Here is a 20,051-nt window from a genome sequence, read left to right on the forward strand (position 1 = left end):
AAATTTTAGTGCCATTTTATAATTAAAATAAATTAAGAATGCCCACTGCCATTGCATAAACCGCGTTCAACGGCAATAACCGCAGCTTCTACCCGCGACCGCACTTCTAATTTGCGCAAGATCGCTTTGACGTGCAATTTCACTGTGCCATCGCTAATACCTAATACCCGCGCCACGCCTTTATTACTCAATCCCGCTGCGACATGACATAAAATTTCCATTTCTCGCGGCGTTAAATCTGAAAAGCGCACCACTTCGCGTTCGGGTACTTCAACTTCACGCTGCACAGCGCGGGCTAATACGCCAGTTAATTCTTTTGCAACCACCGTTTGCCCAGCAATGATGTCTGCTAATGCACCAATTAAATCATCTGGCTCGATGTCTTTCAATAGATAACCATTGGCGCCAGCTTGCAATGCAGCAATTAAATCGCGTTCATCGGCGCTGGTGGTGAGTATAGCAACTCGCTGTTGCAAACCGTCGGCGCGAATACGACGTAATACTTCAATACCCGTTAAACTCGGCATACGCAAGTCTAATAACACGACATCAGGATTGCAATCACGCACGAGCCGTAAGCCGACTTCGCAATCGCCAACCGCATCAATGACTTCAATGCCACGTCGTTCTAACAATTCCAATAAACCAATGCGAAAGAGTGCATGGTCATCAATTAAAAGAATGCGCATAAGTTTTAACCTGTTGTAACGGGACTGCTGCATGATGAAAGCGTAATTCGATGCGCGTTCCTTCGCCGGGTTCACTCTCCAGCGTTAATTCACCACCAATACGTCGAGCGCGGTCCTCTAGAATAGATAAGCCAATGTGTTCACCCGAGCGATTGATGCTACGTTGGTGTTCGGTACGGCGCAGATCAATAAAACCAATGCCGTCATCTTCAATGACCAATTGAATAACACCATTGGCTTCACGCATGAGTACAATGCGTACAGTTTGCGCTTGTGCATGTTTGCGAATGTTATGCAATGCTTCTTGGGCGATTCGAATGACGTGTAATTCTTCGGCTGCCGATAATTCTGGGTTATGACAATTGCTGTGAAAAAGCGTGTGAATGGTGGTTTCTTGTTGGAAGCGGTCGGCGAGTTGTTTTAATACGAGTAATAAGCCGTGTTGTTCTAATGGTGCGCGAAAATTGGCTAATAATTCGCGTAGTTCGTGGTGTGCTTCATCAATCCCATTGCGCATTCGATTTAAATCAATTAACACCGCTGGCGATAATGTGACTGTTTTAAGCCCATCTTCTAACATGCGCATTTGCAACCGCAAACTTGCTAAGGTTTGGGCTAATGAATCGTGTAATTCATGGGCAAGCGCATTACGTTCGTCAATAATAGACAAGCGCCGTGCTTCATCATCTGAACGTTGTTTAGCAATGGCAACACCAATGTGTTGACCAATGGTGGCTAATAATTCAAGAATATCTTCGCGTACTGTGACACCGGGACGATCAACAAAAATCGTATAAACACCAAATAATTGTTCTTGATGTTTTAATGGCACGGTGACGACTTCGATTTGGTCAGAATTAAACATTTGACGGCCATAAACACGCGAACAATAGCGCGCATCATGTTTACATAAAATATCACCAGGACATAATACGGTACCGCATAAACAGAGATCGAGTGGTGAGTGAGGTTGCAGGGCAATTAAGTCATCATTTAATCCAATTGAACCAATCAATTGTTGTTTGCCATCGGTAAATAATAAACGTACTGTGGCAGCGCGGCCATTAACCATTTGCTTTAGGATGCGTAAAAAGCGCAATAGCATGGCTTCTAATCCTTCGGCTTGATTAATACTGGCGGCGACATCGTATAGGATTTTTAATGATGCGGTTTTTTGCGCTAATCGCAATGTTTGACGGGCAACACGTGCGTCCATATCTTCATACAATTCGGTCAATTCAGCATTCAAGCTGCTAATATCACGCGCCATCGTGGTTAAAACTCCAGCATGACAAAGCGATTCACTGGCGCCGGGTTCCCCTTGACAGACACGGGCGACGGTGTGTTCTAAATTGACTAATGGTCGTAATAACTGTTGACAAAGATGGCCGGTAATATTGATCGCAATAAATATACTGATTAATTGTAATAAACAGACGCCGAATATTGCGTGATGTGTGGCAATATTTTCAGATAAACTGTTAATAAACAGCCAGCTTAACGTTAATAAGGTGGCGAGTAATGTTGAGAATAAACCTATGAACGGCCATAATAGATGGGCGCTACTCAGAAGTGATAACATGCGGCGGCCGCAGTGTTGAGAGTTCGCCATGCTGAGTGCTGCGCTTGAGTGAAAGGTGAATTAACGACGGTTCATGAGATCATTGGCAGACATAGGGCGGCCGAATAGATAACCCTGCACTTCATGACAGCCTTGGGCGCGTAAGAAATCAGCTTGTGGTTGGGTTTCGACGCCTTCAGCTAATACATATAATCCTAAACTTTGCCCAAGTGCAATGATGGCGCGCACAATGGCGCCGTCATTATTATTTTCGCTCAGGTGTTCAATGAAGGCGCGGTCAATTTTTAGCCGATGAATGGGTAGTTGTTTTAAATAACGTAAAGAGGAATAACCAGAACCGAAGTCATCAATTGCTAAGGTAATGCCAAGATCGCGTAACGCATATAAATTTTCAATTGCTTGTTCGACATGCCGCATGAGCATTGATTCGGTGACTTCTAATTCGAGCCGATCGGGGGCTATTTTAGTTTGCTGTAATACTGCTTTGACTTGTTCAACTAGATCGGTGCTTTCAATTTGTTGAACGGATAAGTTAATGGCGATGCGCGGGACAATAAACCCGGCGGCATCCCATGCAGCTAGTTGAATACAGCCCTGTTCTAATACCCAAGCGCCAATGCTGCGAATTAAACCAATTTCTTCGGCAATTGGAATGAAAACTGCGGGTGAGATTTGGCCAAACTCTGGATTATTCCAGCGCAATAAGGCCTCGACGCCGACCAACACTTCATTCGCCAATTTAATTTGCGGTTGATAATGGATGAATAATTCATTACGCGCAATGGCGCCGCGCAATGCGTTTTCCATGTGCAAACGTTCGGCTGCACCTGTGGTCATGGTTGCTTCAAAAAAGCAATAAGTATTGCGTCCATGTTCTTTAGCTTGATACATGGCGACATCCGCGTGGCTTAATAAGATGTCCATTTCCTGTCCATCCATTGGATAAATGCTAATTCCAATGCTGGCGGTAATATACAGTTTACGGGCGTCAGAAATAAAAGGTTCGCTGAATAGAGTTAATAAGCGGCGGGCGACTTTAGCGGCGGCATTGGGTTCAGGCAGGTCTTCTAATAAGATGACGAATTCATCACCGCCAACTCGCGCAATAATATTGGCTTCGCGCAATTTGTCACGCATGACTTGGGCGACCTGTTGTAATAATTGATCGCCAACTGGATGACCGAGAGTGTCATTCACATTTTTGAATAAGTCAAGGTCAAGGTATAATAGCGCTAATAAAGAATGGGCGCGACGGGCGCGGGCGAGTGATTGTTCTAAACTGGCTTGAAGTAATGCGCGATTGGGTAAGCCAGTTAATACATCGTGATGGGTAATGCGGTATAGTTCTTCTTGTGAATGTCTGATTTGACTTAAATCACCAAAAACGCCGATATAGCAGGTGGGTTTGCCGTCAGTCGTATAGACGACACTAATTGTGGATTGCTGTGGATAAATCTCGCCATTTTTACGCCGATTCCAGAATTCACCGCGCCAACTGCCCGTTTTTAATAGCGTTTCCCACATAAGTTTATAAAAGGTGTCGTCGTGACGACCGGATTGTAAAACACGCGGTGTTTGTCCTAATACTTCGGCTTCGGTGTAACCAGTAATGGTTGTAAAAGCGGGATTAACTGCGACAATGCGACGATTCAGGTCGGTAATTAAAATGCCTTCTGAAGTATTATCGAATACCGTTTGGGCACGCTGTTCACGTTCACGCGCCACTCGCTCGCGGGTTAAATCACGCCAGGTGGCAAATAATGCTGGTTCACCGCGCAATTCAACGCGAATTAAGCTAATCGCTAAAACGACCAATTGCTGCGTCGCATTATGATGTGTCCATTCAAAATGCGCGGTGCCTTCATAATAGGCTTGTGCCATTAACCGCTGTTCTTTCGTGAAGCTGTCTTCGCCATCTGATTGAACGGATGGTGATAATTCACTGGGACGGCGGCCTAATAAAGCGGCCGATTCTGTTTCGGCATAACCGAGCATACGCAGGGCGGCTTTATTGACGGAAATGAAGCGCTCATCTTTAATAATACATAGCCCTTCACTTGCCGATTCAAATAGCGCCATGTATTGGTTTTCGCGTTCGCGCAATGCTTGATTGGCTAATACACGGCGGCTAATGTCTTGAAATGAACCGCACAATTTAATAATACGGCCGTCAGCGGCACGAATTGGATCCCCAGCGGCTTTAATCCAAACCATTTGCCCACGAGCGGTGGTGAGGCGTAATTCTAATTCAAAACTATTGCCGTTGGTAAGTGAATTGGTAATGGCTTGTTGTAAGCGCGGGCGGTCTTCCGGGTGATAAAAACTGAGGCTGGTTTCGAGTGTGGGTGTGAAATGCGCTTCCACTTGATAGAGTTCGTGCGTCATTTCAGTCCAGCGCAATCGCATGGTGGCGGCATCTAATTCCCAACCGCCCACTCTGGCAGTCCGTCCGGTGGCACGCAATAAGGCTTCGCTGCGTTGTAATTCTTGTTCGGCGCGCATTCGGTCGGTAATATCACGATTAACACCGCGCCGCCCTAAATCGCGGCCGTCGGCGCTCATTACAGGATTGCAAACGTGTTCAATCCAGCGTTCACGGCCATCGCGGGTGAATAACCGAAAATTAAAACAGGCGGCGTGTTCTTCATTCAAATCGTGCCGGCGGAAGTGTGCAATGCAGTGATGGCGATCATCTGGGTGAATAATGCGTTCTAATAATGCTGGGTCATCGGTTAATTCGGTGGCGGTGAAACCAGTGACGCTGAAACAGGCGGGCGACATATAGATAAAATGGCCGTCTGGATCAATCCAATATTCCCAATCGGGGCTAAATTCAGCTAATACGCGGTAGCGTTCTTCACTCTCACGCAATCCTTCATGGGCGGCGCGTAAATCCTCGCGTTGCTGCACAGATTCGGTGCGATCTAATACGGCACAGACAAAGCGGCGGCGTTCATCTAATTCACCTGGCAGGCGGGCGATATGTAAATCACCAATAAAACTGACGCCGCGTAATCCACGAAACCGCAATTCGATTAACACGACGGTTTCTTCGCGTTCTAATCGTGACCAGGCTAAAATAACTTTACTGCGATCTTGTTCTTCAACTAGCCGGGCAAAAAAATGTTGATGTAAATGGGTGGGTTTTAAGCTAAATAACCGTTCGGCTTCGCTATTCGCATCCATGACTAAACCCTGCCGGTCTACCACTAATTCGGCAATGGGTAGGGTCATAAAAAAGGCAGTGAAGCGGGTTAAGGCTTCCTCACGCTCGGCTTGACTGCGGCGTAGTTCTTCATTCTGAATTAATAATTCAGCTTGATAGATACGCAGGTTTTCAATCAATTCGGCAAAGGTGACTTCGCTGCCCGTTAATACCTGTTCGGCTAAATCAAATTGGCCGGCACGCAATGCAGCAAGAGCGCGTTCACGCAATTCTTGTGCAGAACGGGCAATGTCATCGCCAGGCCCATTTTTAGAAAAACTACGCTGTTGACTACTCATTCGTTCTCTGTGTCATTTACATCTGAAGTGCTATCACAATCACGGGCGGCATTGTGTCCGTCCGCTGTCCATTGACTAATATCAATATGACTAACAATGACGCCACCAGCGGCGTGGTGAATAGGCGAAGCGTGCATGACAAACCAGCGTTGCCGGTCGGCGGAATGACAGGGGTATTCCATTGAAAAGGCGCGTTCACGTCCAGATAATACCGCTTCAATACCAGTGCGGGCTTCTTGCGCATAATTGCCGGTTTTCATTCCAGTGCCAAGTATAGATGAGGATAGATAATCACTCCCAGGTCCGCCAATAGTGATATTAATATCATTATTGTTAATTGCAAAGTTGCGCCACGCTTCATTCACCATGAGGATTTTACCGTCCGTGTCTAATACGGCGACGTGTTCGGGTAATGAATCCAATACCGCTTGCAGGCGTTTAATATCATGCAGCGTGGTGATGTCAATAAAGGTGGCAACCGCCCCGCGTGGATCACCAGCGCGCACGGCATAGGGTAGGACGCGCACTAGATAAATGCGGCCATTGCCGGCGGTGATTTCGCGTTGCAGCATTTCACCACTGGCAATGGTGCGGCGCAATTCGTCAATGAAAGTGGGATAATCCAATAGATTACTGAAGTCGTCAATATGCCGCCCTAAATCACCTTCGCGCACCTTGAATAGACTGGTGGCTTCGGGTGTAAAGCGGGTTAAACGTAAATCAGAATCCACAAACACGGTGGCAATGGCGGCGGCTTTAGCCATGCTATCCAAATCGGCATTTAAGCGATTGAGAATTTCGATTTTTTCCTGATTTTCGGCATTCACCGTGTAGAGTTCTTCATTGACCGATTGCAATTCTTCATTCGAGCTTTGCAATTCTTCATTTGAGGCCATTAACTCTTCATTCGTGGCTTGTAACTCTTCGTTCGCCGTTTCTAATTCTTCAATCGTCGCCTGCAAACTCTCCCGCGTTGCAGCTAATTCACGTTCCAATGTTTGCACCCGCTCGGCCGTTTCACGGTCGAGGTCCATCGTTTCCATGCCTAATGCTGTTGATGAAGTGCCCAGTCCTTCTAATAAACTGGTTTCGGGTTCAAACGATAATAATAAATGTGGTTCGCGTTGATCTAATTCGACTTGGCGCACCACTAATCGCAGTCGTTCTAATTGCCCACTCGGTAAATGTAAACTTAATACATCAGAGCGCAGTGGTTCTTGACCGCGCAATGCTTTGTGTAATAAGGCTTGCGCGACTGGGGCTAATGGTGAGGGTAATAACTTGGGTAGATCAAGGGTGACGGTGCCTTCACCAATGCGCAAATAATGGCCGACATCACCAAAGACGTGGAGTAATTCTTGATTGCCATTGAGTAATAAACTGGTGGGGGCGTAGCTGCGTAATAATAACGCTTGCCCGGCATCAATGGCGGCGGCATCAGTCATTCCCCGGCCGGGTTTGCCAGCGGCGCGAGTGCGGGCGGCTAATCCAGTGAAACGGGTTAATGAAGCGGCGCCGGAATCTAATGGTAATGACACATGCCGCAGAATACGATAAATCTTGTGTTTAGAACTAACGGCAGTGAAATCGGATTGCAAACTGGCGAGCGTTTCACTTGATCCTAAAAACATAAACCCGCCCGGCCCCAGGGCGTATTGTAATCGCCGCAGGGCGCGTTCTTGGGCGTCGCTGCGGAAATAAATCAATAGATTACGGCAGGAGACTAAATCCATGCGCGTAAAGGGCGGGTCTTCTAATAAATTGTGGCGGGCAAAGACGATACTTTGGCGGATTTCATTTTTGACCACGAAATGATTGCCGCGTTTATAAAACCAATGTTCTAATCGTTCAGGGGAGACTTCAGCGGTAATGGCTTCAGAAAAGACACCGGCGCTGCCAACATCCACATTGTGTTGTTCAACATCGGTGGCGAATAATTTGAAATTGGGCCAGCGTTTAGCGCGTTCAAAGGCTTCGGCAAATAAGATGGTTAATGAATACGCCTCTTCACCAGTGGATGTTCCCGGCACCCACACGCGAATCGGTTGCCCTTCACCGCGCTCTTGTACAATGGTTTGAATAGCGGTTTGAGCGAGCGTTTCAAAGGATTCGGTGTCGCGGAAAAAATTGGTGACGGGAATTAACAATTCGCGCCGCAACGCATTTAATTCGGTGCGGTCGCCATCTAATAAACGGACGTAGTTTTCTAAATCAGGAACGTGGCGGACTTGCATTCGCCGTTCAATTCGGCGCATGACGGTGGCGGGTTTATAATCACGGAAGTTAATCCCGCCTTGATGATGCAACAGGTGCATGGTTTCTTCGAGCGCACCGTCCTTATCCATGACGGCGGTGCGGCTGCCGCGAATTTGAATGCGCGCCACTTGGCTAATGTGATCGAGAATGCGCGGCCCCAATTCCTCGGGCGGCAGGATGGCGTCCACCAGACCGGTGGCGATCACGCTGCGCGGCATTCCGTCGAATTTAGCGGATTCGGGTTCTTGGGCGAGTAAAAAGCCGCCGGCGTCGTTGATCGCCACCGCGCCGCGGGTGCCGTCTGAACCCGTGCCGGATAACACGACGCCGATGGCATATTTGCCGAATTCGCGGGCTAATGCCGTGAAAAATAAGTCAATTGGCAGCGTCAAGCCGCGGGGATTTTTTGGGCTTAACCGCAGATCGTTGCCCGACACGCTCATCATGCTGGCGGGCGGGATCAGGTGGACGCGATCTGGTTCGAGCGTCATCCCGTCCTCGACCGTGACCACCGGCATCCGCGTATGCCGCGCCAGCAGGTTCGCCATCATGCTTTTGTGGTCGGGCGACAGGTGCTGGATCACGACATAGGCGGCGCCGGAATGCTCGGGCAGACTGTGAAAAAAGCGTTCGAGCGCGTCTAATCCACCCGCCGAAGCGCCAACTGCGACAACGTAGCGGTCAAGCGAGGTCGGTGGGACGTCGGAGGTGTCAATAGTGCTGGCCATAGATTTCAAGGTGTCAGTCATGGTCATTGGGGGTCTAAAGCAGCGGAATCACACCCATAGCGGGGCGGTATTTCTAAAGCTAAACTTTAACATGTTAGCGCCGTACTCGCGTGGCTGTATTGTGGAGCAATATTGCAGTGAGACATCGTTCACAGCGGTGGTGATGGTAATTGACGAATGTGCAATGCCTGTTTATGCTGATAGCGTTGAATTAGTCGCGTATGTGACGTCACTAGGCAATCATACCCGGTGTTGTTTATTCGTGCATTCAACCCAACATCCGTTGGTGCGTGGTCATTTAATGGCCGATCACTCAATCATTTAGTTTTTAGCGCAAATTAAATCGGAGTGCTTGAACATGCGTAAATTGGCTAAAACCCTCGGTGCGGCGGCATTAGTTGGCGCTGCTGCTTTCGCTCTCACCCCCGCTCAGGCGTGGTGGGGACCAGGTTGGGGCGGACCGGGTTCCGGTTATAATGACAATATGTGGGATAACTTCGGCGACATGTTCGGCGATGGTTATGGCGATTTCAATATGAACATGTCCGGCGGTGGACGCGGCTGGGGACGTGGTCGCGGGTATAATCGTGGCTATGGCTATGATTATTACGGCTACCCCGGCTATTATGGTTATCCGGGCTACGGTTATCCGGGGTATGGCTATGGCTATCCACCCGTTCCTTATGGCGCACCCTATGCACCACCCGCCCCACCTGCTGCACCAGCCGCCGTTCAATCCAAATAAAAACGAGCAATTGCGCTGTTAATAACGACAGCGTGTGCGAATAAATAACCGCGCTGCAAAGTGCGGTTTTTTATTGCCATTAAAAAATCACATTTCTAATCAGCCAGCTATCAAACTTTGTTATGAACCTCAACCGCCGCTGCCGTCCATAAACTCACCGCCGCGGGGCGGTTGACTGCTATGATTCTGCGCCATCCAATCAACGCGGGCGTGACGCAGTTGACTGGTCGGTGATTGATTGATCGTTCCCACGCACCCGCGTTAGAAACACATGATTTCCTTGACAAATCAATCAGTTAAACTCACAACTGCGTCACTCCCGCAACGACTCCCATCATATCATCAGGATACTTACCGTTATGTCATTTCTTGTCGCAGACATCGGTGGCACCAAAACGGTGCTGGCGCTGGCGGATTGCACCGGCAATCAGGTTCACCTCAGCGCAGAATGCCGTTACAACAGCGCAGAATTTGCCACGTTTGACGCGCTACTGGCGGACTACCGCGCCGCGCACCCGTCCGCGATCTGCGCCGCCGCGTTCGCCGTCGCCGGGCCAGTCAGCAACGATCAGTGCGAAACCACCAACCTGCCGTGGCGGCTGTGCGCGTGCGAATTGGCGGCGCAGTTTCACCTCGAAAAAGTACGGTTATTGAACGACTTAGAGGCGGTGGCGTGGGGCATTCCCGCGCTGACGCCTGACCAGTTGCTCGTGTTGCAAACTGGCAACAGTCACCAGCGCGGCAACGCCGTAGTGGTCGCGGCTGGCACGGGGTTGGGGCAAGCCGGACTGTTTTGGGATGGGCAGCGCCACCATCCGTTCGCCACCGAGGGCGGCCACGCCGATTTTGCCGCCGTGGACGCGCAAGATGTCGCGTTATTGCACTATTTGACCGCGCAGCATGGGCGGGTCAGTTGGGAGCGGGTGGTGTCCGGCATGGGAATTGTCAATCTGTACAATTACTTAGCCGCGACTAATCCGCAGCCTGCGCATCCGCTATTGTCAAAAACACAGCGCGACGGTGGAGATTTGGCCGCGACCATTGCCCAATTAGCCACGACGGCGGCGTGTGCGCGCTGTCAATTGGTGATGAATTGGTTTGCGCACTTATACGGGCGCGAGGCGGGCAATTGCGCATTAAAACATTTGGCGTATGGCGGCGTTTATTTAGCAGGCGGTATTGCAGCAAAAAACGTCGCGCTTTTACAATCGGGCGGGTTTATGAATGGATTTTTGCATAAAGGACGGATGCGCGAATTATTAGCCACCATGCCGGTGACACTTGTTCTCGACGAGCGGGTGCCATTATTCGGCGCGGCGCGGTGGCTCGCAACAATTTAATGAAACCATGAGCGCTGCCGTGAATACTCTCAGACGATGGCAAGGGCTGTGTTTTATTATCACGACTTTAATGCTGCCCGGCGTGGCGTGGGCGTTGTCATTAGAGGTGCGGGTGACGGGCGTTGAAAACGAATTAGAACAAAACGTGCTGGCGTTATTAACTATTTATCAAGAACGGCGCGAGTCTGAATTAACGCTGGAACGTTTGCAGTATTTACATCGCCGCGCTCCAGAGCAAATCACCACCGCGCTGGCGCCGTTTGGGTATTATCAAGTGCAGGTCGCCGCGCACTTGCAACCCGATAATGCTCATTCGGAGCAATGGAATGCAGATTATCAAATTGTATTAGGTGAGCCGGTCAAGATTGCGGCGGTCAATTATCACATCACCGGTGACGGTGCGACTAATCCGCATTTCCCCGCGCAATTCCCGCTGCGCGTTGGTGATGTCTTGCGTCATTCCGAATACACCGCCGGCCGCGCTGAATTAGAACGCATTGCCGCGAGTGAAGGGTATTTGGATGCTGAATTATTACAGCACGCGGTATTAGTTGATCCCATTGCCAATACCGCGACGGTGAATATCGAATTAGCCACCGGCCCGCGTTATTATCTCGGCGCGGTGCGTTTTCAACAAGCGTTATTAAAACCCAAGTTTTTACAGCGCTTCGTGCCATTCAAACCCGGGGCGGTGTATGATCCTGGTCAATTATTAACGTTGCAAAGCCGGTTGTTGGGCAGTGAATATTTCGATCGTGTTGAAATAAAACCGTTAAAAGATCAAGCCGGAGCGCAGCGCATCGTGCCAATTGATGTGATTGCACACCCGAATAAAGCGAATAAATACCGCGTGGGCTTGGGGATGGCAACTGATATTGGCCCTCGGCTGACGTTGGATTATCGGCGGCGGTATTTGTGGCAGTCGGGTCATCAATTAAAAACTGAAATGATGGTGGCGGCGGCATTGCAAACCTGGGAATCGGAATACCGTATTCCAATTCGCAATCCATTACAGGATTATTTATTAATTCGACCGGAATTGACATTGCAAGACACCACCGCCCGCTCGGGCAGTGCATTTCGCTTGCAAGCGGCGCATTCGGTGCGTATTCGCAATGGCTGGCGGCGCACCATTGGATTGGATTATCGGTATGAGAATTACACCATTACCGATAGCAGTGCCGAAAATGATAGCGATCAATTCAACGGACTGGTGCCGTCTATTGCCTGGTCAAAGGTGGTGGCGGATGATCCGGTGAATACACGCAATGGCTATCGTCTCAAGGCGTTATTACAAGGTACGACGCCGAGTTTATTCGCGCCGACCACCTGGTTGAGTATGACCGCGAATGCAAAATGGATTAAAACCATTAGCGATAATTACCGTTTGATTAGCCGCGCTGATGTGGGCGCCGTATTCGCCGATGAATTAGCCGACGTGCCGGCTAGTCAAAGGTTCTTTGCCGGCGGTGATAATAGTGTGCGCGGGTTTGGGTTTGAAGCGCTCGGCCCGAATGATCCAATCACCGATGCCAGCATTGGCGGACGCTATTTAACCGTCGGCAGTTTTGAATTAGAACGGGAATTAAACAACGCGGGCGCGAATATGAGCATGGCGGCATTTACTGATTTCGGTAATGCGTTTGATCCCGATTATCCCAGCGAATGGCACCACAGCGTGGGCGTTGGATTGCGTTATTCGACACCCATTGGCCGAATACGATTTGATTTAGCTTACGCATTAACTAAAACCGAACCCGGGGTGCGGTTGCATGTTTTGATTGGGCCGGATTTATAATCATTATTCGGCTGGTTAATTGATTGTTTTGAATAAATGTTTGATTATTCGAGCGCGGAATTTGGAGTGTCGCCGTGACTGACTGCTACAATCCAACTGATGCAGTCAACACTGGATAATGATCGTGCAAGATGCTGATTTAACTACCACAGCCAACGATCCCGCCCCCACCGCCGCGCCACCAGTTGCACCCCGCCGGCGCCGCCGCTGGTGGCGCTGGTTGATCACCACACCGCTCGTGCTGCTGCTGATAACCCTGCTGCTGGTCGGCTGGGTGCTGACCACCACCAGTGGCTTGCGCGCTACAGTGCAACTGGCGCACCACCTCGCGCCGCAACAGCTGCAAATTCAACACGTTAGCGGGCGACTGCTCGATCTGCCCGGCGTTGATCCCACCGGGGTCACCCTCGACGGGCTGCGGCTCGATGTCCCCGGCGTGGTGCAACTCACGCTCGGCCACGCGCAGTTGCGCTGGACGCCACAGGTGTTGTTTAACCAACAACCTCCCCTCTTTGACAAAGGCAATTCTTCACCCCCCCCCTTTGACAAAGGCAATTCTTCACCTCCCCCCTTTGACAAAGGGGGGACGGGGGGGATTTCTGCGGCTGACAACGGTTGGTTGAGCAGAATTTCCGCCAAGTTGCTGATTCACCAACTCATTTTGCGCGACGGTCAACTCACCCTCCCGCCCAGCGCCAGCGACACTGAACCCTTCACCATGCCGCCAATGCTCGCGGCGCTGGATGTGACAGTGGAACAGGCGCAGTTGACGCGGGTGCAAATCAAACTCCCGCCGTCCGCACCCGCCGCGCCGCCCGAGGTCATCGCCATTCAACAGGTGACGCTTGCGGCTGCGCTCGCCGCTGGGCAATTGCAGATCACGCAACTGGATTTTGCGGTGGCACAACCGAGCGCGGCGCGGGTGGTGACGGGTAAATTGAACGGCCGCGGGTGGTTACTCGAAGCGGCGCCGCGCTGGGATGCAACCTTGACGGTGGCGCAGTTGGACGTGCCGCCGTTCACGTTGCACGGGCAAGTGCGCAGTCTTGGCACGGTGGATCAAGCGCAGTTACGCGGGCAGATCACCAGTGTTACGCAATCACCGACGGCGGGCGCGGCGTCACCGGTGCCGGAATTGCCGCCGCTGACGGCGCAGCTTGATGTGACTTGGCGTGACCAAACGCTCGATATTCATGCGCTGGAACTGACGGCGGCGGGGAAATCTGCTGGCTCTTCAACTGGTGAGGAAAAAATTCCGCCGATGCACTGCGCGGTGCAAGGTCAATTGGGCTTCAAGGGCGGGGCGCAGGCGGTGCAGTTGACGGCGGAGTGGCAGGCGCTGCGCTGGCCGCTGGTTGGCACAGCGGACTGGCAGTCGCCGTCCGGTCAATTAACGCTCAACGGCTCGCTGGCCGGGTCGCTGCGGTACAACCTGCTGGGCGAATTGCAGGGCAAATCCGTCCCGCCGCTGCGGCTGGTGGCGACGGGCGAGTACGAACGCGAGCGGCTGCGATTTGCGGACTTGACGATCAACGGCTTGGGTGGACAGGTGACGGGCAAGGGCGTGGTCAGCTTGACGCCCAAACTGATTTGGGATGTCGCGCTCGCGGCCACCGACATCAACCCGAGTTGGTACGCGCCAGCACTCGTCGGTCAGGTGGCGCTCAAAGCGGAAAGTCAGGGCAACTTGACCGACGGCTTTAGTTTTCAAGTCAAAACCGATACCGCCTTCAGTGGTTATCCAGCCGCCACGCTGCACGTCGCCGGCAAGGGTGACGCGAACGGGTTGCAACTGCGCACCGCCGCGCTGGAAACGCTCGGCGGGCGGGTGGACGGTGACGGGCAAATCACTTGGGCGCCGCAGTTGAAATGGACGACCGCGTTGACCATGACCGATCTGGACCCGGGCAAATTTGCGCCCGAGTGGCCGGGGCGCTTGTCCGGGCAGATCACGGCAAGTAGTCAGCCGACGGCCGCTGGGGTGACGGAATTACTCGCCACGTTGCGCGAGGTTGGCGGGCAATTGCGCGGCTATCCAGTGCAATTGGCGGGTCAAGTGCGGCAACTCGGCAGCTTGATTGAATTGCGCGAGGTGCAACTGAACTCCGGTGTGAATCAACTGCGCGCCAGCGGGACGGTAAACGGCACGGCGCTGGCGCTGGAATTGGATTTGAACGCCAAGCAATTGCGCGAGTTACTGCCGGCCGCGAGCGGGCAGTTGCAACTCAGCGGTCAGGTGACGGGGGCGGATTGGCAACGAGCGCGGGTGGCGTTCGATGTCAGCGGACGTGAGTTGGTGTACGACGGGCAGCGCGTCGGTCAGTTAAACGGCAAGATCGCAGCGGGTTTGGCGCCAACTGAGCCACTTTCGGCGCAATTTACCGCCAATCAACTGGCGCTCAACGGGCAAAAAATCGAGCGGTTGCAATTGGACGCGAGCGGGAGTGTGGCGAAACATCAACTGGCGTTGGCGGTGAAATTGCCCACCGTGCAGGCGCAGTTGACGGCGGCGGGTGAGTACGCGACGGCGACGGGTGAGTATCGCGGGGCGGTGCAGTCGCTGCGCTTGACCAGTCAGGACGCGGGCAGTTGGCAGTTGCAGCGCCCGTCGGCGGTGCAATTTATTAAAGGTTTGATTGCGCTGGAGAATTTTTGTCTGCGCGAGGATAAAACCCGCTCGGATGTGTGCGTGACGGTTAAGCAGCCGCAAGCCGATCAATTCAGTTTTCAATTGGACAGCGGACGGCTGGCGTTGAGTTATTTGAAACCCTGGCTGCCGCCGGCGTTGGAGTTGACAGGCGCGGCGCAGACCAAAGCCAAGTTCACGCTGCGCGGCGGTGTGTTGACGGGTGAGGCGAGTTTGAACTTGCCGCAGGCGGTGGCGCAGGTCGTGGCGGGTGACGGCAAAGAGCGGCTCGATTTTTCCACCAGCCAGTTGACGGTGCGCAGTGATGCGAAGCAGTTGACCGCGCAAGTGCGGCTGCCGGTGGCGACGGTCGGGACGGTGCGCGGCGAGGTGCGGCTGCCGAACGTGCGATTGGACGGCAAAGCGGATTTGACCAAACAGCCGCTGGCGGGGCGGGTGCAACTTGAGGGCGTGGATTTGCGCCGCGTGGCGCGGTATGTGCCGCAAGTCGAGCAGTTGCGCGGGCAGATCACGGCGGATGTGACGCTCGGCGGGACGCTCGGGGCGCCGCTGCCGCGTGGGGAGGTGAACTTAAAACAGGCGAGTTTTAAATTACCGGGCGCGGGCTTGAGCGTGACGGAGTTTGGGCTGGATTTGACCTCGCCGTCACCGCAGCAGCTGGCGCTGGCGGGTCAGGCGACGATTGGCGGGCAGCCGGTCAAGTTGACCGGGACGGGTCGCCAATCAACCAGCGGGTGGGCGCTCGATTACCGCGTCACCGGGAGCAAGTTAAAACTGCTTGATAGTAAAGAATATTTTGCGCGGTTGTCGCTTGATTTGAACGGGGCGATCAGCGCGGCGGGTGGCAAGTTGAGCGGGCAGGTGCGCATTCCTGAGGCACGGATTCAGCCGCGCACGTTGCCGGCCGGGACGGTGTCACCGGCGGCGGATGTCACGGTGGTTAAATCAAAACAGCGCAGTGGTGAGAAGTCAGCGGCGGGGGGATTTCCGTTTGAGGTGGACGTGGCGCTCGTGTTGGGCGATGCGGTCAACATCGAGGCATTTGGCTTGCGCGGGCGATTGGCGGGGCAGTTGCGGGTGGTCAAGGCGGCGACCAAAGGCGTGGTGGGCGATGGGCAGTTGGAAATCGTGGACGGGAGTTATCGCCTGTCCAGTCAGTTGGGCGTGATGGCGGCGCTCGGGCGGCCGTTGACGATTGATCAGGGGTTGTTGGTTTTTGCCAACACGCCGTTGGATGATCCGGGGTTGGTGTTGAGTGCGCAGCGCGAGGGCGGCGATGTGACGGCGGGGGTGCGGGTGTTGGGGACGCTGCGGCAGCCGAAGTTGGCGTTTTTCTCGGAATCCGATCCGAATCTGACGCAGGCGGAAATTACCAGTTATTTGATTACCGGTATTCCGCCCAAGCGCGGCGCGGCGGCGGAAGATCAGACGTTGTCGGTGGGGACGTATGTGGCGCCGAAGTTGTTTTTGGAATATGAGAATAGTTTGGGCGATCAGGCCGATAAGGTGAAGTTGCGTTATGACTATTCTAAACGGGTGGAGATTCAAACCGAAACGGGTGAATCGCAGGGGGCGGATGTGTTTTTTAAATTTGAGAATTGAGTGGGGAATAAAATAAACTAGCGGGCTAGGATGTCATTCACTCAACCGATGTTTCACATTTGAAGAGGTTCAAATATGTTTAATCTTAATAAATTAGAAACCAAATTGTTGGAAGAATCTGACCTCAAGAAGTTATCATTTCACGAGAAGAAAATTATTCTGGATTATGTGAATGGTGAAATTGACATCACTCGTGCAGATGCACGTTTGTATAGGGAAGAGCGGGAATTCAAGCGCATGGATAAAAAATCCAGCACTGATTCGTCTGCCAGTGAAACACCTAAAAAACGAGGACTCCTAATTTTCTCAATTTTAACAATTGTACTTATTATTAGTTCAACCACAGAGTTGTTCGGTATAATTTTTTTAATTTGGCTATTTTATACTGTAGTACGATTCCGCAATGTGAAAATATGGTAGTGATTGGCAGAAATAACTCTGCGCTTTGTTAAACATTTAACATTGCGGATTCCACAAATAGAACGCCGCTTAAAACATAGTGAGGAGAGAAAAAGTGTCTTTACCATTATTGATGAAAACTGCAGGTTTTGTCTTTAGTTTATTGGATGATAATCAGGAAACCGCTTTATTGGAGAGCATTCATCAAGAAACAAATCAGCAAACCTCGTTATTGGAGAGCATCCTTTGGGAAACAAATCAGCAAACCTTGTTATTGGAGGGCGTCCAAACGTCGCTTGGCTTAATCGGTGTAGGCACTGTATTAAACTTAGGTTTATCAGTGTTTTCACTGTATAAAATCAATCAATTAAGCAAAAATGTTAATCAGTTACGCAAAGACGTGAAAGAGGGCTTCTGGGACTTGAAAAATTTCGTGCAAGAACGCACAGATGCCGTCATTGATTATCAGTACCAATCAATTGTTTCGGAGGCTTACTATCATTATTGTCAGGGCGTCAAAGATATACAAACTGCTTTGCGACTAAAAAATAATAACGAACATAAAAAGCGATTGCTTTATAAAAGCCAAACCCATTTTAGCGAAGCGCTGATTAAATATAACTCTCAGGCACTTATTAAATCACATAATGCTGCTGAGATGCTTAAACATTTGGAAATGATCACGATTGTTGAGGGTATGCAAGGCGCACTATGGTTTTTGCTCGGCGAACATAGAGAAGGGACGCATACTTTCAAAGAAATTTATAAACACCTCGATACTAAATTAAAAACAATTGGTCAACATGTCGACGAGCAAACGTTTGACCTTGTTTTAATGGATACGCACGCTATTCGCAGTGAAGATATGAAGTGGTTGAAATCAGTAGGGTAGTTTGGATTGCAATTACGCAACCCAACAACCCCCCCGATTCATTGCTGTTAAATGTTGGGTTGATTGCATCAACTCAACCTAATAGCTGACTCGGTTGGCTTTTCGCCATTTAGCAATCCAATTCACATCATCAATGAACAGCAATCAACATGTACAAACAACTCACGGCGATCATTGAACGAGAAGGCAGCGGGTATATTTCATTCTGTCCACAACTTGATATTGCCAGCCAGGGTGATACGATTCAAGAAGCGCGTGATAATCTGCGCGAAGCATTAGAATTATTTTTTGAAACTGCCGCCCCATCAGAAATTCAACAACGACTCCATCAAGAAATATACATCACGCAACTGGACATCGCGGTTGGGTAAACTAAAAACACTGGCGGGCAAAGAGATTTGCGCCATATTAACTTGTCATGGTTTTATTGCAATTCGTCAACGTGGCAGTCATATCATCATGCAAAAGCAACTGAATGACTCCACCATCACAGTGCCGGTTCCCAACCATGCGGCAGTGCGTATTGGTACGCTGCAATCCATTATTCGGCAATCTGGCGTTCCAAGACATCAATTTGAATAGCAATGCAAGTTAGCTTGCAATTACCCAACCCAACCATTCTCCCGATTTATTGCGGTTAAATGTTGGGTTGATTAAATCAACCCAATTTAATAGCAAACAACAAAGTACCGCTTCTCACTAAACACAAATAACGGCCGTGATAGATTTTGAGATCATTGGCGACATTCACAACATCGCACCTATTGCAATTACCCGAGGCATTCGGGATTTGTCCCGTTTGCAAAAATGTTACGGCAAAGGGAATTGGAGAAAATTAAAAGGATTTGCAACTGTTCGGTTGATGAATGGAACGATTCATACAGCAGAAATTCACTGGTATGAAGCGCACGGAATCGGCAAAAAAGAAATGAAAATCAAATTTCCACTGCTGGATTAATTACCCCATGAATAGCGAAAAAGAACAGCGCCATTTTGCCGTTTGCATTAAAAATGATGGTTATTCAGCATCACTAGAAGTTGGCAAACTGTATCAAGTGGTGCCGGATGCCGCAGCAGATGCACAAGGCTACATTCGTATTATTGATGAAAGCGGCGACGACTACGGTTATAGCAAAGATCGTTTCTTTCCAATAGACATTCCTATTGCGCTGCAAGAAGCATTGGCGGGATGAGCCGCGTCGGTTGGATCGCAATTACGCAACTCAACCATTCTCCCGATTGATTGCGGTTAAATGTTGGGTTGATTAAATCAACCCAACCTACAGGAGCTAAAAAGAATCGTAATGGCCGCCTATAGCAAAGAGATAGATGTGAGTGTCATCAAACTGATACACAAGCCGATCTTTTTGGCTCAGTCGCCTCGACCAAAAGCCGGACAAATGATGTCGCAGAGCTTCGGGTTTCCCCAAACCTGCGCTGGGATCGCCGCGCAACATTTCTGTCAAAATTGCGCACAGATTCTTGTGCATCCCCTTGTCGCGCTGCCGTAGATTCTCGTACACCTCCCACGTTCTACCCTCAAACACCAGTGATCTCATCAACTTGCTCTCTGGTTGGGGCATATCCGCTACCGGCGTTATGGGTCGCACTGGAAGTGGCGATCTGGCGCATCAGGCTGGTATTTTGCAGCACATACAACGTTTCCTGATCACGTTCCCAGTCCTCAGCACTCATCACCACAAAATCTGCGCCTGCACGGCGTGTGACGCGAAGCGGCACATGTTGGCTAACGACCTGTTCAACAAAGTTTTTTAGGTTATCTCTAAATTGATTGACGGTTGTGGTTTCCATTGTTGGGTGTCTCGTGTTGTACGGCAATTCCGTACAGTCTAGGCAAAAAGCCCTAAC

At 50.8% G+C, this 20,051-nt stretch carries 16 protein-coding genes; 9 read left to right on the forward strand and 7 right to left on the reverse strand.

What is annotated here, in order from left to right; translation table 11 throughout:
* Positions 1–32: 32 nt before the first annotated feature.
* The 4 genes from HUK38_RS12180 to HUK38_RS12195 are packed head-to-tail and all read right to left on the reverse strand — an operon-like array spanning position 33 to position 8,759.
* Positions 33–689 carry a response regulator gene (locus tag HUK38_RS12180; protein ID WP_182584603.1) on the reverse strand — a complete coding sequence of 219 codons (657 nt, stop codon included), beginning with the start codon at positions 687–689 and terminating at the stop codon, positions 33–35.
* Positions 670–2,301: a GAF domain-containing sensor histidine kinase gene (locus HUK38_RS12185; RefSeq protein WP_182584604.1), complete on the reverse strand. Its 1,632-nt coding sequence runs from the start codon at positions 2,299–2,301 to the stop codon at positions 670–672. Before HUK38_RS12185 ends, HUK38_RS12180 begins: the two co-directional genes overlap by 20 nt.
* Before the next feature lie 30 nt (positions 2,302–2,331).
* Complete coding sequence (locus HUK38_RS12190; RefSeq protein ID WP_182584605.1) at positions 2,332–5,775, reverse strand: EAL domain-containing protein; 3,444 nt, start codon at positions 5,773–5,775, stop codon at positions 2,332–2,334.
* Positions 5,772–8,759, reverse strand: a complete 2,988-nt coding sequence (locus HUK38_RS12195; protein WP_182584619.1) for a chemotaxis protein CheB — start codon at positions 8,757–8,759, stop codon at positions 5,772–5,774. The genes HUK38_RS12190 and HUK38_RS12195 overlap by 4 nt, the downstream gene beginning before the upstream one ends.
* A gap of 358 nt (positions 8,760–9,117) precedes the next feature.
* On the opposite strand from HUK38_RS12195, the gene HUK38_RS12200 reads away from it, so the two are divergent.
* Entirely contained in the window at positions 9,118–9,504 is a 387-nt protein-coding gene (locus HUK38_RS12200; RefSeq protein WP_182584606.1) for a sulfur globule family protein, read from the forward strand.
* A gap of 129 nt (positions 9,505–9,633) precedes the next feature.
* Here HUK38_RS12200 and HUK38_RS15415 read toward each other — a convergent pair whose 3' ends face one another.
* Positions 9,634–9,756 (reverse strand): hypothetical protein, encoded by a 123-nt coding sequence (locus HUK38_RS15415; protein ID WP_275285023.1) that lies wholly within the window; start codon positions 9,754–9,756, stop codon positions 9,634–9,636.
* 107 nt (positions 9,757–9,863) lie between these two features.
* Between HUK38_RS15415 and glk the strand changes: the two genes are divergently transcribed.
* The 8 genes from glk to HUK38_RS12245 all read left to right on the forward strand — a co-directional run bounded on the left by glk (position 9,864) and on the right by HUK38_RS12245 (position 19,375).
* A complete protein-coding gene (gene glk / locus HUK38_RS12205) occupies positions 9,864–10,844 on the forward strand; it encodes a glucokinase (RefSeq protein WP_182584607.1) in 981 nt (326 codons plus the stop codon).
* A gap of 19 nt (positions 10,845–10,863) precedes the next feature.
* Entirely contained in the window at positions 10,864–12,642 is a 1,779-nt protein-coding gene (locus tag HUK38_RS12210) for an autotransporter assembly complex protein TamA (RefSeq protein ID WP_338065419.1), read from the forward strand.
* A 124-nt stretch (positions 12,643–12,766) separates the two neighbouring features.
* Positions 12,767–16,891 (forward strand): translocation/assembly module TamB domain-containing protein, encoded by a 4,125-nt coding sequence (locus HUK38_RS15530; protein WP_182584609.1) that lies wholly within the window; start codon positions 12,767–12,769, stop codon positions 16,889–16,891.
* 514 nt (positions 16,892–17,405) lie between these two features.
* Positions 17,406–18,182 (forward strand): hypothetical protein, encoded by a 777-nt coding sequence (locus tag HUK38_RS12225; RefSeq protein ID WP_182584611.1) that lies wholly within the window; start codon positions 17,406–17,408, stop codon positions 18,180–18,182.
* Between the two features lie 149 nt (positions 18,183–18,331).
* On the forward strand, positions 18,332–18,553 hold the full coding sequence (locus HUK38_RS12230) for a type II toxin-antitoxin system HicB family antitoxin (RefSeq protein ID WP_182584612.1): 222 nt from the start codon (positions 18,332–18,334) through the stop codon (positions 18,551–18,553).
* Positions 18,546–18,764, forward strand: a complete 219-nt coding sequence (locus HUK38_RS12235) for a type II toxin-antitoxin system HicA family toxin (protein ID WP_182584613.1) — start codon at positions 18,546–18,548, stop codon at positions 18,762–18,764. Before HUK38_RS12230 ends, HUK38_RS12235 begins: the two co-directional genes overlap by 8 nt.
* 136 nt (positions 18,765–18,900) lie before the next feature.
* Complete coding sequence (locus tag HUK38_RS12240) at positions 18,901–19,140, forward strand: hypothetical protein (protein ID WP_194374874.1); 240 nt, start codon at positions 18,901–18,903, stop codon at positions 19,138–19,140.
* A 7-nt stretch (positions 19,141–19,147) separates the two neighbouring features.
* Positions 19,148–19,375 (forward strand): hypothetical protein, encoded by a 228-nt coding sequence (locus HUK38_RS12245; protein ID WP_182584614.1) that lies wholly within the window; start codon positions 19,148–19,150, stop codon positions 19,373–19,375.
* Positions 19,376–19,471: 96 nt separating this feature from the next.
* On the opposite strand, the gene HUK38_RS12250 is transcribed toward HUK38_RS12245, so the two are convergent.
* Together HUK38_RS12250 and HUK38_RS12255 are read right to left on the reverse strand one after the other, a co-directional pair.
* Positions 19,472–19,741 carry a Txe/YoeB family addiction module toxin gene (locus tag HUK38_RS12250; protein ID WP_182584615.1) on the reverse strand — a complete coding sequence of 90 codons (270 nt, stop codon included), beginning with the start codon at positions 19,739–19,741 and terminating at the stop codon, positions 19,472–19,474.
* Positions 19,722–19,994, reverse strand: coding sequence for a type II toxin-antitoxin system Phd/YefM family antitoxin (locus tag HUK38_RS12255; RefSeq protein ID WP_182584616.1), 273 nt, complete (start codon positions 19,992–19,994; stop codon positions 19,722–19,724). The genes HUK38_RS12250 and HUK38_RS12255 overlap by 20 nt, the downstream gene beginning before the upstream one ends.
* Positions 19,995–20,051: the final 57 nt, after the last annotated feature.

This window comes from Thiospirillum jenense, from assembly GCF_014145225.1.
Classification (GTDB): domain Bacteria; phylum Pseudomonadota; class Gammaproteobacteria; order Chromatiales; family Chromatiaceae; genus Thiospirillum; species Thiospirillum jenense.

What these genes read in the sequence shown, in the direction of transcription:
- HUK38_RS12255 (WP_182584616.1), bottom strand. Translation starts at nt 19,994, where the DNA reads ATGGAAACCACAACCGTCAATCAATTTAGAGATAACCTAAAAAACTTT.
- HUK38_RS12250 (WP_182584615.1), bottom strand. Translation starts at nt 19,741, where the DNA reads ATGAGATCACTGGTGTTTGAGGGTAGAACGTGGGAGGTGTACGAGAAT.
- HUK38_RS12190 (WP_182584605.1), bottom strand. Translation starts at nt 5,775, where the DNA reads ATGAGTAGTCAACAGCGTAGTTTTTCTAAAAATGGGCCTGGCGATGAC.
- HUK38_RS12195 (WP_182584619.1), bottom strand. Translation starts at nt 8,759, where the DNA reads ATGGCCAGCACTATTGACACCTCCGACGTCCCACCGACCTCGCTTGAC.
- HUK38_RS12185 (WP_182584604.1), bottom strand. Translation starts at nt 2,301, where the DNA reads ATGGCGAACTCTCAACACTGCGGCCGCCGCATGTTATCACTTCTGAGT.
- HUK38_RS12180 (WP_182584603.1), bottom strand. Translation starts at nt 689, where the DNA reads ATGCGCATTCTTTTAATTGATGACCATGCACTCTTTCGCATTGGTTTA.
- HUK38_RS12230 (WP_182584612.1), top strand. Translation starts at nt 18,332, where the DNA reads ATGTACAAACAACTCACGGCGATCATTGAACGAGAAGGCAGCGGGTAT.
- glk (WP_182584607.1), top strand. Translation starts at nt 9,864, where the DNA reads ATGTCATTTCTTGTCGCAGACATCGGTGGCACCAAAACGGTGCTGGCG.
- HUK38_RS12200 (WP_182584606.1), top strand. Translation starts at nt 9,118, where the DNA reads ATGCGTAAATTGGCTAAAACCCTCGGTGCGGCGGCATTAGTTGGCGCT.
- HUK38_RS12245 (WP_182584614.1), top strand. Translation starts at nt 19,148, where the DNA reads ATGAATAGCGAAAAAGAACAGCGCCATTTTGCCGTTTGCATTAAAAAT.